12 protein-coding genes are annotated in these 13,020 nt (G+C 38.4%); all 12 read left to right on the top strand.

Going from position 1 to position 13,020, the window contains the following annotated elements; genetic code table 11:
• The first annotated feature begins 50 nt into the window (after positions 1-50).
• Entirely contained in the window at positions 51-2,195 is a 2,145-nt protein-coding gene (locus A8L44_RS10305; RefSeq protein ID WP_066105230.1) for an HD family phosphohydrolase, read from the top strand.
• 14 nt (positions 2,196-2,209) lie between these two features.
• Positions 2,210-2,680 carry an rRNA maturation RNase YbeY gene (gene ybeY, locus A8L44_RS10300; protein ID WP_066105227.1) on the top strand — a complete coding sequence of 157 codons (471 nt, stop codon included), beginning with the start codon at positions 2,210-2,212 and terminating at the stop codon, positions 2,678-2,680.
• Complete coding sequence (locus A8L44_RS10295) at positions 2,664-3,047, top strand: diacylglycerol kinase family protein (RefSeq protein ID WP_066105225.1); 384 nt, start codon at positions 2,664-2,666, stop codon at positions 3,045-3,047. The genes ybeY and A8L44_RS10295 overlap by 17 nt, the downstream gene beginning before the upstream one ends.
• A gap of 353 nt (positions 3,048-3,400) precedes the next feature.
• A complete protein-coding gene (era, locus tag A8L44_RS10290; protein ID WP_066105222.1) occupies positions 3,401-4,318 on the top strand; it encodes a GTPase Era in 918 nt (305 codons plus the stop codon).
• A gap of 687 nt (positions 4,319-5,005) precedes the next feature.
• Positions 5,006-5,149 (top strand): YqzL family protein, encoded by a 144-nt coding sequence (locus A8L44_RS10285; protein ID WP_066105219.1) that lies wholly within the window; start codon positions 5,006-5,008, stop codon positions 5,147-5,149.
• Between the two features lie 30 nt (positions 5,150-5,179).
• Positions 5,180-5,932 (top strand): DNA repair protein RecO, encoded by a 753-nt coding sequence (recO, locus tag A8L44_RS10280; RefSeq protein ID WP_066105218.1) that lies wholly within the window; start codon positions 5,180-5,182, stop codon positions 5,930-5,932.
• Between the two features lie 295 nt (positions 5,933-6,227).
• Complete coding sequence (locus A8L44_RS10275; RefSeq protein ID WP_066105215.1) at positions 6,228-7,610, top strand: glycine--tRNA ligase; 1,383 nt, start codon at positions 6,228-6,230, stop codon at positions 7,608-7,610.
• A 138-nt stretch (positions 7,611-7,748) separates the two neighbouring features.
• Positions 7,749-8,384, top strand: coding sequence for a helix-turn-helix transcriptional regulator (locus A8L44_RS10270; protein WP_175354274.1), 636 nt, complete (start codon positions 7,749-7,751; stop codon positions 8,382-8,384).
• A 43-nt stretch (positions 8,385-8,427) separates the two neighbouring features.
• The gene (locus A8L44_RS10265) at positions 8,428-9,234 is read left to right on the top strand and encodes a pyruvate, water dikinase regulatory protein (protein WP_066105209.1); all 807 of its coding nucleotides are present in this window, start codon (positions 8,428-8,430) and stop codon (positions 9,232-9,234) included.
• 245 nt (positions 9,235-9,479) lie between these two features.
• Positions 9,480-9,971: a YaiI/YqxD family protein gene (locus tag A8L44_RS10260; protein ID WP_066105206.1), complete on the top strand. Its 492-nt coding sequence runs from the start codon at positions 9,480-9,482 to the stop codon at positions 9,969-9,971.
• Between the two features lie 41 nt (positions 9,972-10,012).
• Complete coding sequence (gene dnaG, locus A8L44_RS10255; protein WP_066105203.1) at positions 10,013-11,830, top strand: DNA primase; 1,818 nt, start codon at positions 10,013-10,015, stop codon at positions 11,828-11,830.
• Between the two features lie 37 nt (positions 11,831-11,867).
• On the top strand, positions 11,868-13,004 hold the full coding sequence (gene rpoD / locus A8L44_RS10250) for an RNA polymerase sigma factor RpoD (RefSeq protein WP_066105200.1): 1,137 nt from the start codon (positions 11,868-11,870) through the stop codon (positions 13,002-13,004).
• The last annotated feature ends 16 nt before the right edge of the window (positions 13,005-13,020 follow it).

Here is a 13,020-nt window from a genome sequence, read left to right as displayed (position 1 = left end):
GTGTTAGAAAATTATATATAAATAAAATCCTCCGCCGGAAAGGGAAACGTATGAAATTCAAAACCATAGGCAGCTCTTTTAAAAATTGGGTATCCAAACCAGTTTCGCAGATAGGTGTTCTTTTATTAATGGCGTTCATTTCCTTTATTTTTTTGTTTGACAGTGTTAAACCGGAAAAACTTAATGTTGAACTTTACAATGTTGCTGAAACGACAATTCGGTCTCCGAAGACAATAGAAGATCCAGTCGAAACAAAAGAAAAGCAGCAAAAAGCAGTTAATAGTGTTGAGGATGTTTATACAGTTAATAAAGAATATGTGAAAAAGAGAGTTAATTTAATAAATGAAATCTATACATCGGCAGAGAGTGTGGTTAGTGCCGGTTTGAAAAATCAAGAGGTGGAGAAAGATGAGAAAAATACGGCACAAACACTCTTGAAGCCATCAGATTATGTATCTGATTTAAGAGGGAAATTATCTGATAATGTTAATAAAGATCTAACTGATGAAACATTGATTAATCTACTGGGATCATCCTTATCTGACTTATCGATAGCTAAGGATATTACGATGACCAGCATTAATGAAACCATGAAGGATGGCATAAGGGCAAATGAGGTGGAAAATGCCAAGATGAAGGTCGAAGAGGGGATAAAATACTCAAGTCTCCCTGTTCGATTAAAATCTGCTTCGATTGATTTAGGAAGGTATGCAATCATTCAAAACGTGTTTTTTGATCCTGAGTCAACAGAGAGAGCAAGGGAAAATGCAAGTGAATCCGTTGAACCTGTCAGGATTCTTCAGGGACAGATCATTGCCGAGGAAGGATATTTAATTGACGCAGATGTTTATCGCCAATTAAAGCTAGTTGGTCTTCTGAATAGTGAGGATTCCCTTCTTCCGTATGTTGGATTGGCTGCAGTCATTGTGTTAGTTTTTGCTGGTGTCTATGTAATGTTTGGTAATACAATCAGAAACGAAGAACATGAAGACTATCGGGATAATCTATTCATCTTCAGTATTGTTTATCTGCTGGCATTACTACTTATGAAGATAATTCATATATTTGTTGGGTTAAGCCAGGAATCAATCGCTTATTTCTTTCCCGCAGCGATGGCGGCAATGCTTGTAACAATCCTCATGAGAGAGCGCTATGCTGTGGGAATAACTATTGTCCTTTCCGTTATCGGCAGTATAATGTTTAAAGAGGAATTAGCGGGAACTGTACATGTGACGATGGGGATTTATATTCTTGTAAGCGGCATCTCGGGAATCCTTCTATTAAAACAAGGGATAGCGCGTACTAGCATATTAAGAGCAGGTATGATTAATGCAATTATTAATTTGATAGTGGTATTAGGCCTGATCTGGATCGGCGGAAACGGTATTAATCACATTATGATTCTTGTCGCGGCGATTGCCTCAGGGGTCATCTCTGCTGTCTTTACGATTGGAATTCTTCCTTTTATTGAAACAGGGTTTGGTATTTTCTCTTCTATGAGGATGATTGAATTATCAAATCCGAATCATCCGCTTTTGCGAAAAATATTAACGGAGGCTCCCGGTACCTATCATCATAGTGTGATGGTTGCTAATCTTGCTGAAGCAGCTTGTGAAGCGATTGGAGCCAATGGATTGCTTGCGAGGGTTGGATGTTACTATCATGATATAGGGAAAACGAAGAGACCGTATTATTTTATCGAGAATCAGGTCAATATTGAAAATCCGCATGATCATCTATCACCGGAGAAAAGTACAAAAATTATTGTTTCCCATGTGACTGATGGTGCTGAGTTGGTGAAAAAATATAAAATGCCGAAAGAGATTGTCGATATTGTTGAGCAGCATCACGGGACAACCCTGCTAAAGTTCTTTTACCACAAAGCATGTGAAGCAGGGGGCGAGGTTAAGGAAGAAAACTTCCGATATCCAGGGCCGAAAGCACAAACGAAGGAAGCAGCAATTATTGGGATAGCGGATAGTGTAGAAGCAGCTGTGCGATCCTTAAAGTCTCCTACGCAGGCTACAATCGAAAAGCTTGTAAAGTCCATAATTGCTGATAGACTAAATGATGGACAGTTGAATGAGTGCGATTTAACGTTTAAGGAATTGAATAAAGTAAGTCAGTCTTTGTGTGAAACGTTAGCTGGTATATTTCATAATCGCATTGAATATCCAGAATTAGAAAAAGAATAGAGTAGGTGAAAGAAATGAGTTTAACCATTGATATCTTAGATGAAACGGAGCAAGTAACTCCAGAACAACAGGAGCTCGTCACAAAATTGCTTGAATTTGCAGCTATTCAGGAAAAGGTGACAGAAGGCAGCGAAGTTTCTCTAACTTTTGTAAATAACGAACGTATTCATGAAATTAATAAAGAGTACCGTCAAAAAGATGCGCCAACCGATGTTATCTCATTTGCTATGGAAGAAATGGGAGAGGGAGAAATTGAAATTATCGGAGAGGACGTTCCGGCAGTCTTAGGGGATATTATTATTTCTATTGACCGTACGAAGGAACAGGCTGAAGAATATGGCCATTCTTATGAACGTGAACTTGGTTTTTTAGCAATCCACGGATTCCTTCACTTGCTGGGCTATGACCATATGAATGAAGAGGACGAAAAAGTAATGTTTTCACGACAAAGAGAATTGTTGGAACAGTATGGACTCACAAGATAAGAAACCATTGTACCGTTTTTTTAAAGGATTTTATTATGCTTGGCAGGGAATCCTCTATGGAGCAAAAAAAGAAGCAAATTTCAAGTTCCATTTGACTGCCGCTATAGTTGTTTGTATAGCGGCTTCTTACTTCTCTATTACAAAAATAGAATGGTTATTTGTCCTTATTGCGATTGGCGGTATGCTGACGTTAGAGCTTATTAATTCAGCGATAGAAAAAGTGGTGGATCTAGTAACAGGAGAATATCATCCGCTAGCAAAGGCAGCAAAAGATTTAGCTGCCGGAGCAGTATTGGTGTATGCTATTCTTTCGGCTATTATCGGTTTTATAATTTTTCTGCCTAAGATCTGGAGCATGCTTGTTTAATTGAAGAAGAGAAAGTAAGATATGGATAATCAAGGTTTAATTATTGAGTAAAAAGCGCGGTAAGATATATGCACTAACCCTATTGGAAGCAGATGCCGGAAAAGGTGACTGATTCATTGCTGTTACATAAAAGTGCAGCTTATTCTATGTATGGCTGTGCAAGAAGCATTTTTTCAGTCTTTTTCTCATGGATTAACCAAATATAAAAAAATTGGCGATAGCAGCTGATACTGATCATCCTGTTACTTCTTGTGGAGCTGCCGGTAGGTAATTTTAAGCTAATACAAGGTGTGACAAAAGAGGATTTGAAAGATCAGGAGCTGTTATCCGGAGCCTTACACCGGAGGAAATGCATGACTAATCAAACTAATAAACCATTTAAATCAGGATTTGTATCTATTATTGGAAGACCAAATGTGGGTAAATCGACTTTTATCAACCGAGTTATTGGGCAAAAAATTGCCATTATGAGCGATAAACCGCAAACCACACGTAATAAAGTTCAAGGTGTATTAACAACAAATGAAAGTCAAATCATTTTTATTGATACACCGGGAATTCATAAACCAAAGCACAAGCTTGGTGATTTTATGATGAAAGTGGCTTCAACTGCGTTGCAGGAAGTTGATGCTATTCTCTTTATGGTAAACGCCGAGGAGGGCTTTGGGCGCGGTGAGGAATTTATTGTTGAAAAGTTAAAAACATGTAAGACACCTGTTTTCCTTGTCATTAATAAAATTGACCAGATTCATCCCGATGAATTATTCAGCATCATAGATACGTATAAAGAGAAATACGATTTTGCTGAAATTGTTCCTATTTCTGCTCTTGAAGGAAATAACATAGAAACTTTATTAAAGCAAATTAATGCTTATTTGCCAGAGGGACCGCAATATTATCCAGCCGATCAAATAACAGATCACCCAGAACGTTTTATTATTTCAGAGATGATTCGTGAAAAAGCGCTGCATTTAACAAGAGAAGAAGTCCCACATTCCCTTGCAGTAGTGATTGATAAAATTGAGCGAAAAGAAAAATCAGAGACCGTCCACATTATGGCAACTGTCATTGTAGAACGTGACTCCCAAAAAGGAATCATTATTGGAAAAAAAGGCGCGATGCTAAAAGAAATAGGACAACGCGCCCGCACAGACATCGAAAACCTACTAGGCTCCAAAGTATTCCTAGAACTATGGGTAAAAGTCCAAAAAGACTGGAGAAACAAAGCCTCCCACTTAAGGGACATAGGATTTAGGGAAGATGATTATTAAGATGCTGAGACGGCTTGGTCAGGAGCGAGGAGCATAAGACAGAGGCACGAAGGGGAAGGTTCTCCCCCGCAGTGGCTATGCTTATGTCCTGAGCTCCTAGCCGTCGAAGCTCGATTTTAACCAAGATGCTGAAGGGCTCAATTAAGGAACGAAGACTAAAAACGCCACGTCCTGTGGCAACGTCTTCATGACCTACTTCCTATAGGCCCGCGACAAGCATAAGACGAATACTCGGAGGGAGGATTTTTCTCCCGTAGAGTATTTGCTTATGACTCGAGCTCCTAGGCCCTGAAGCTCGATTGCATAAAAAGCAGGACGTAGGAGCTGAATCAAGGATCAAAGACTAAGAACGCCACATCGTGTGGCAACGTCTTTGTGACCAACATCGTGTAGGCCTCCGCAGTGGCTACACTTATGACTCGAGGAGTTAGGAGTCGAAGCTCAATTGCGTAAAAAGCAGGACGTAGGGTCTGAATCAAGGATCAAAGACTAAAAACGCCACATCCTGTGGCCAAGTCTTCATAACCTGCTTCCTTCAGGCTTTTCCATTGAAAAATAATTTTATTCGGCAATATAGGGAAACGGAATTAGTAAATTTTTAATCACATGATTTTTTTCAGGTTGGTGAAGCTAATGTTAGGTAAGGGGAGACAATTAGCGTTTCTATGAACGAAAGGTGGAATAAGTATGATTAGCTTTACCTGGAATGTTTTTAGACAAACCGGCAGTGTGGATACTTATCTTCTTTTTAAGGAACTTGAAAGACAGAATGAAGGCCAACCTGATGTGATTAAAGAGGATCACGAAGAAATGGAAATCCCTATAATTTAATAATCTTGCCGTCATATTGGAGTGAGTGACGTGCTAACAAAGTGCGAAGGAATTGTCATTCGCAGTACTGACTATGGTGAAACAAATAAAATTATTACGTTATATACCAGAGAATTTGGAAAAATTGGAGTGATGGCTAGAGGAGCGAAAAAGCCAAACAGCCGCTTCTCAGCTGTCACTCAGTTGTTTCATTATGGTACATATTTATTTCAGGCGAGCCGTGGGCTGGGTCAATTACAGCAAGCGGAGACCAAAGAATCCTTCCGTTCCATTCGTGAGGATATTTTCTTAACTGCCTATGCTGCCTTTATCGCTGAATTACTGGATAAAGGAACAGAGGAGAGAAAACCTCACCCATCCTTATATGACCTAATTTATTTATCGCTCCATTATATCAATGAGGAATATGATCCGGAAGTCATTATGAATATAGTCGAATTGAAGATGTTAAACGTTTTTGGATTCGGACCTGAGTTAAGCCGATGCGTGAATTGTGGAGCACAGGACGGTACATTTTCCTTTTCTGTAAGAGAAGGCGGGTTATTATGTCATCGATGCGAGCATATTGATCCTTATAAAATTAAGATATCACCGGCTGTCGTTAGGATTTTGCGTATCTTGTATTACATGGACTTAAATCGCCTTGGTACCATATCTATTAAAGATGAGACCAAACAGGAAATCCGAAAAGTCCTGGATGCGTACTATGGCGAGTACTTAGGTGTAGAATTAAAGGCAAAGCGTTTTTTAAATCAAATGAATAAATTTAAAGGGAATTTTTAATCATTTCCTTTATATGATTGTATTGACAATGTAGGTCGTTATTGTATAGAATGTGAGATAAATTAATATGTAGTTACAGTGAAGGAAAGTAGTATTTGGATTACGATATGCCAAGCGAGTCCGGGGCTGGTGTAAGCCGGAACATATCAACCAAAGAAGGCAGTCTGGAGTAACGCATACAAAGTGGCCGGAAAACCGGCAAATAGGGTGGAACCGCGGGTTAACTCTCGTCCCTATGCTCTTAAAAAGCATAGAGACGAGAGTTTTTTTAATTTGTACAAAGGAGAGAACGAATATGACAGTATCAATGGATCAAATTGTGTCACACGCGAAACATAGAGGATTTATTTTTCCCGGCTCCGAAATCTACGGAGGACTTGCGAATACGTGGGATTATGGCCCTCTTGGCGTAGAGGTAAAAAACAATATTAAAAAAGCATGGTGGAAGAAGTTTATTCAAGAATCACCATACAATGTGGGCCTTGATTCTGCAATATTAATGAATCCACGTACGTGGGAGGCTTCCGGTCATATCGGAAACTTTAATGATCCAATGATTGATTGTAAGAAATGTAAAGCTCGTCATCGTGCGGATAAATTGATTGAGGATGCATTGCAAGCTAAAGGTACAGAAATGATCGTGGATGGCTTATCTTTTGATAAAATGCAAGAATTGATTCAAGAGAATGATATTGCATGTCCAGATTGTGGAGCAAAGGATTTTACGGAAATTAGACAATTTAACCTAATGTTTAAAACATTCCAGGGTGTTACTGAAACAAGTACAAATGAAATCTTCCTTCGTCCTGAAACAGCACAAGGTATTTTTGTTAATTTTAAAAACGTACAGCGTACAATGAGAAAGAAATTGCCTTTTGGTATTGCTCAGGTTGGTAAGAGCTTCCGTAACGAGATTACACCAGGTAACTTTACATTCCGTACACGTGAATTTGAACAAATGGAATTGGAATTCTTCTGCAAACCAGGTTCTGAACTGGAATGGTTCCAATATTGGAAAGATTATGCTGAAAACTGGCTGTTATCATTAGGTATGAAAAAGGAAAACTTCCGCCTTCGTGACCATGAGGAGGAAGAACTATCTCATTACAGTAATGCAACCACTGATTTTGAATATAAATTCCCATTTGGCTGGGGAGAGCTTTGGGGGATTGCTTCTCGTACAGACTTTGATTTAAAGAGACATATGGAGTATTCAGGAGAAGACTTCAACTACTTGGATCCTGAGACAAACGAAAAGTATATTCCTTATTGTATTGAGCCATCTCTGGGAGCAGACCGCGTTACATTGGCTTACTTAATTGATGCATATGAAGAAGAACAGCTTGAAGATGGTACTTCCCGTACGGTAATGCATCTTCATCCGGCACTGGCGCCATACAAAGCTGCAGTATTGCCGTTGTCCAAAAAGCTTTCTGAGGGGGCAAAAGAAGTATTTGCCAAACTGTCAGAGGACTTTATGGTAGACTATGATGAAGCTGGTTCTATCGGTAAACGATATCGTCGTCATGATGAAATTGGAACACCTTTCTGTATCACATATGATTTTGATTCAGTTGAGGATAAGCAAGTAACTGTACGTGACCGTGATACAATGGAGCAAACTCGTATCAGTATCGAAGAACTTCCAGCCTTTTTACAAGCAAAAATTAAATTTTAAGGTAAAGCTTGCTCAATAAGGAATGCGATGTCCCCTTATTGGGCAGGCTTATTTTAAATTAAGTGGATTTATTACACTTCATGGATAAATAGTTTATAATTAAATTATATAATTTAAGTATATGGGCACTTTAGGGTGGTGAGTAAGATCGAACTAAGCAAAAGACAAGAACAGATCCTTCAAATTGTTAAAGATAATGGGCCGATTACAGGCGAAAATATTGCCGAACAATTAAATTTAACACGTGCAACATTGCGCCCAGACTTAGCGATTCTGACAATGGCTGGTTATTTGGATGCAAGGCCGCGTGTAGGGTATTTCTACACAGGCAGGACGGAAACCCAATTGCTCACGGATAATCTTAAAAAGCTATTGGTCGGAGATTATCAGTCTATACCGATTGTTGTCAGTGAAGGTGTATCTGTTTATGATGCAATATGCACCATGTTTTTGGAAGATGTGGGTACTTTATTTGTTGTGGATAAAGAGTCGCTTCTTGTTGGTGTTCTTTCCAGGAAAGATCTGTTAAGAGCTAGTCTCGGTCAACAGGAATTAAGCAGTATTCCGGTACATATTATTATGACAAGGATGCCTAATATTACGATATGTACGAAAGAAGATTTGCTGATTGATGTGGCAGAGAAATTAATCGATAAGCAGATTGATGCCCTACCGGTTGTTAAAAAGAGTCCAAAAGGCTTTGAAGTCACAGGTCGGTTAACTAAAACAAACATTACAAAGGCGTTTGTTGGTTTGGCGAGAGACGACCATTAACCAATTCAGATAAAAGAGAAATTATTCATTACTGGAGGAGACAATGAATCAATCTATCATATATGTGGTTTCGGATTCAGTGGGTGAAACAGCTGACCTTGTGACAAAGGCAGCAGTGAGTCAATTTAGTAATCATAATATCACGCTTAAGCGAATACCATTCGTGGAAGATATATCGACCATTGATGAGGTATTGAGCTTAGCTGAAATGGATAATGCAATTATTGCTTATACATTGGTAAAGCCGGAAATACGCGAGTATATGGCTAAAAAAGCTGCAGAAAAAGAGATCGTATCCTTTGATATAATTGGACCTTTCATCGATACGCTTGAAAATAAGTTTGGAGAACAAGCTTTAAATGAACCTGGATTGGTTAGAAAGCTGGATGAAAATTATTTTAAGCGTGTTGAGGCAATTGAATTTGCAGTGAAATATGATGATGGAAGAGATCCAAAAGGAATTGTCAAGGCTGATATTGTACTATTGGGTGTATCACGTACCTCAAAAACTCCTTTATCTCAATTTTTGGCACATAAACGATTTAAGGTGGCGAATGTCCCGCTTGTTCCAGAAGTTGAACCTCCTGAAGAATTATTCAAGATAAATCCTAATAAGTGCATTGGATTGGCGATTAGCAGTGAAAAATTAAACAATATCAGAAAAGAACGTTTAAAGTCTCTTGGATTGAATGATAGTGCGGTTTATGCAAATATGGATCGCATAAAAGAAGAATTAGCTTACTTTGAAGCAATTGTTAATAAATTAAATTGCCCAGTTATTGATGTAACTAATAAGGCCGTAGAAGAAACTGCAAATATTATTGTTAATATCGTAAATAAACAACAATAAAAAAGGCATGCGGAAGCATGTTTTTTACATGTAAAATATAGGATTATGTTATACGAGTGAAAAGTGTGGCAATTTGACAAGATTTATTTTATAATAAAAAATCGTGATAAAATACCTTTCATCAGGTTTAGAGTTATTTATAAAGGAATAAACTAGAATAAGCTTTTAAAAAACAAAAAGTCAAGAAGTCCTAAAAAAAATAATTCGACAAATGGATAATCAGCCTGGAAAAAAGAAGGATTAAGATGAGAGATGTAGAAATACAAAGGAAGAGTCGTTTAACGGTTTTTGTAGATGCGGATGCCTGCCCGGTTAAAGAAGAGGTTTTGAGCGTATGCAAACCATATGAAGTAGATATTAACTTTGTGGCAGCCTATACCAATACTACCGACCGTTATCCTGATGTTACCTGGAAATGGGTAGAACCGGGAAGAGATGCGGCAGATTTATATATATTAAATCATTTAAAGCGGCATGATATTGTAATTACTGAAGATATAGGATTGGCTGCAGGATGTCTTGCTAAACATGCTTACGTCTTAACATCAAGAGGTAAAGAGATAACAGATAATGAAATTGATTCATTTCTTGAAACCAGGCATTTGAATGCAAAAGCAAGGAGATCCGGCAAGTATGAAAAAGGGCCAAGGAAAATAAAGGACCTTGATAAAAATAAATTTTCGGAAGCATTACAAAAAATATTGTCGAAAATTGAAGGATTTCAGGGACCGATATAGAATTAAGTTATTCATGCTTATTATGAAACAGGTGTTAAAATTTGAAAAACCAATTAATACCAGAAGAAACAGTGAGCGCAATTCGCAATAAAAATGATATCGCTGATGTCGTTGGTGAATATGTTCAGCTAAAAAAACAAGGTCGAAACTACTTTGGTCTATGTCCATTTCATAATGAAAACAGTCCATCATTTTCTGTAGCCCCTGATAAACAAATCTTCCATTGTTTTGGATGTGGTGCCGGAGGGAATGTATTTACATTTTTAATGGACATAGAAGGATATTCCTTCACAGAAGCTGCAAAAAGTTTGGCTGAGAGGGCCAATATACCATTAGATATTCATGAAAATGAATCTTCGGATGGGACAAAGCCCCGTCATGAACTCGATGATATGAAGGAAGCACATGAGCTGTTAAGGAAATTTTACCATCATTTGCTTGTAAATACAAAACAGGGTCAGGACGCCCTGGAATATCTGCTGAGTCGTGGATTTACAATGGAATCCATAGAAAAATTTCAGATAGGGTACTCATTGGATTCCTGGGATTATGTGCATAATTTCCTAAAGAAGCGAAACTTTTCAATCGAACGTATGGAAAAAGCAGGTTTGCTGGTTAAACGGGAAGACGGACAGAATTATTTCGATCGATTCCGAAATAGAATTATGTTTCCGATCTTTGACAGGCAAGGTAAAACAATTGCTTTTTCTGGAAGAGCGCTTGCAGCCGGTGATGAACCAAAGTATTTAAATAGTCCTGAGACACCTCTATTTAACAAGAGCAAAATAGTATATAACTATCATCTGGCTCGCCCGTTTATAAGAAAAAAAGGCGCAGCTATCTTGTTTGAAGGATTTGCTGATTGTATATCTGCAGATCGTGCAGAGGTACACAATGGTGTTGCAACGATGGGTACAGCATTAACGGAACAGCACCTTCAATTGCTTAAACGAAGTACAGATACCATTATCATCTGTTATGATTCGGATGCCCCGGGGATAGAGGCAGCAAATAAAACGGCTGATTTGATCCGGGAGAGCGGCTGTCAGGTGAAAATTGCAGTCATGCCTAATGGGTATGATCCCGATGACTATATCAAGGAATTTGGAGAAGAAAAATTCCAAAATGATATAATAGGGGCCGCTCATACGTATATCTCTTTTAAAATGATTTACCATAAAAGAGGGAAGAACTTTGCAAACGAAGGAGATAAGATGGACTACATCGATCAAGTCCTTCGTGAAACAGCAAAGCTTGATAGTGAAGTGGAAAGAGAATTTTATTTGAGGCAAATTGCTACAGAATTCACACTTTCTCTTGATTCTTTGCTTAATCAACAGAGCAAAGTGGGTAAACATAATAAGAAGGCAAAAAACTCTCCTAATCCGAATAACCAAATGCAAGCATTTGCTACTGTGCGTAGGGATAATCGGATGAAACCTGCTTATATAAAAGCAGAGGAGACTTTGCTGGCTTTAATGCTCCATGATCGTGAACTTGCATTTCGTATTCAAAAAATGCTTGGAGAAAATCAGATGATAGTGGATGATCACCAGGCCATTATTACGTATTTATTTGCTTTTTATGAAGAAGACCACGAAGCTGATACAAGTTTGTTTCTGCATTTTCTTCCGGATCCAAATTTACGTAAGATTGTAACAGAAATCGAAATGATGACCTATAATCACGATCCGAGTGAACAGGAATTAAATGATTATGTCCACCAAATCACTAAATATCAAAAATTATTAGTCATTAAGGAAAAAGAGGCAGAGCTACTTGAGGCCACAAGAAGACAGGACACAAGCCGTGCTGTCGAATTAGGAATCGAGCTCATCTCGTTAAGAAATTCTTTATGACTTTAAATAAGAAGTGGATTGAGAAGGAGGGGAACAAATGGCTGAAAAGTCAGCACGTTCCAAAGAAAAAGAAGTAGATAACAACACAGAAATGACATTAGATCAGGTAAAAGAATTTATTACAGAGCTAGGGAAAAAGCGAAACCGCCTTACCTATGAGGATGTAGCAGAGAGACTTTCCAGCTTCGTGCTTGATTCAGAACAAATGGATGAATTTTATGAATATCTTGGAGAACAGGGTATTGATATAGTGAATGAAAGTGATGCTGATGATAATCCAGGGACTCAGGAACTTGAAAAAGAAGAAGAGTTTGATTTAAATGATCTAAGTGTTCCTCCAGGTGTAAAAATTAATGACCCTGTACGCATGTACCTAAAGGAAATTGGTCGTGTTGATCTATTATCTGCTGAAGAAGAAATTGTTTTGGCAGAGCGTATAGAAGAAGGCGATGAAGAAGCGAAAAGACGTCTGGCGGAAGCTAACCTTCGTCTCGTTGTCAGCATTGCGAAAAGATACGTAGGACGCGGCATGTTGTTCCTTGATTTGATTCAGGAAGGTAATATGGGGTTAATTAAAGCAGTTGAGAAATTTGACTACCGTAAAGGTTTCAAATTCAGTACGTATGCAACATGGTGGATCAGACAAGCTATCACTCGTGCTATTGCTGACCAAGCCAGAACAATCCGTATTCCGGTGCATATGGTAGAAACCATTAATAAACTAATCCGGGTCCAAAGACAGCTCCTTCAAGATTTAGGACGCGAGCCTTCTCCAGAAGAGATAGCTGAAGAAATGGACTTAACACCGGAAAAAGTTCGCGAGATTTTAAAAATTGCTCAAGAACCTGTATCATTAGAAACACCAATTGGTGAAGAAGATGACTCTCACCTGGGAGATTTCATTGAAGACCAGGATGCCACATCTCCTTCTGATCATGCAGCATATGAATTATTGAAAGAACAGCTGGAAGATGTATTGGATACTTTAACAGACCGTGAAGAGAATGTTCTTCGTTTACGTTTTGGGTTAGATGATGGCAGAACCCGTACATTGGAAGAGGTTGGTAAAGTATTTGGTGTAACACGTGAGCGTATTCGACAAATCGAAGCGAAAGCTCTTCGTAAATTACGCCATCCGAGTCGCAGTAAACGTCTTAAGGATTTCTTAGAATAGAATATACCATAAATTG

Origin of the sequence: Bacillus sp. FJAT-27986, assembly GCF_001685035.1 — a bacterium.
Taxonomy (GTDB): domain Bacteria; phylum Bacillota; class Bacilli; order Bacillales; family Pradoshiaceae; genus Pradoshia.
This window is presented reverse-complemented; position numbering and strand designations above follow the sequence as displayed.

Coding starts and splice junctions, on each gene's coding strand:
- ybeY (WP_066105227.1), top strand. CDS start 2,210: ATGAGTTTAACCATTGATATCTTAGATGAAACGGAGCAAGTAACTCCA.
- A8L44_RS10285 (WP_066105219.1), top strand. CDS start 5,006: ATGATTAGCTTTACCTGGAATGTTTTTAGACAAACCGGCAGTGTGGAT.
- A8L44_RS10265 (WP_066105209.1), top strand. CDS start 8,428: ATGAATCAATCTATCATATATGTGGTTTCGGATTCAGTGGGTGAAACA.
- A8L44_RS10305 (WP_066105230.1), top strand. CDS start 51: ATGAAATTCAAAACCATAGGCAGCTCTTTTAAAAATTGGGTATCCAAA.
- A8L44_RS10260 (WP_066105206.1), top strand. CDS start 9,480: ATGAGAGATGTAGAAATACAAAGGAAGAGTCGTTTAACGGTTTTTGTA.
- A8L44_RS10295 (WP_066105225.1), top strand. CDS start 2,664: ATGGACTCACAAGATAAGAAACCATTGTACCGTTTTTTTAAAGGATTT.
- era (WP_066105222.1), top strand. CDS start 3,401: ATGACTAATCAAACTAATAAACCATTTAAATCAGGATTTGTATCTATT.
- rpoD (WP_066105200.1), top strand. CDS start 11,868: ATGGCTGAAAAGTCAGCACGTTCCAAAGAAAAAGAAGTAGATAACAAC.
- A8L44_RS10275 (WP_066105215.1), top strand. CDS start 6,228: ATGACAGTATCAATGGATCAAATTGTGTCACACGCGAAACATAGAGGA.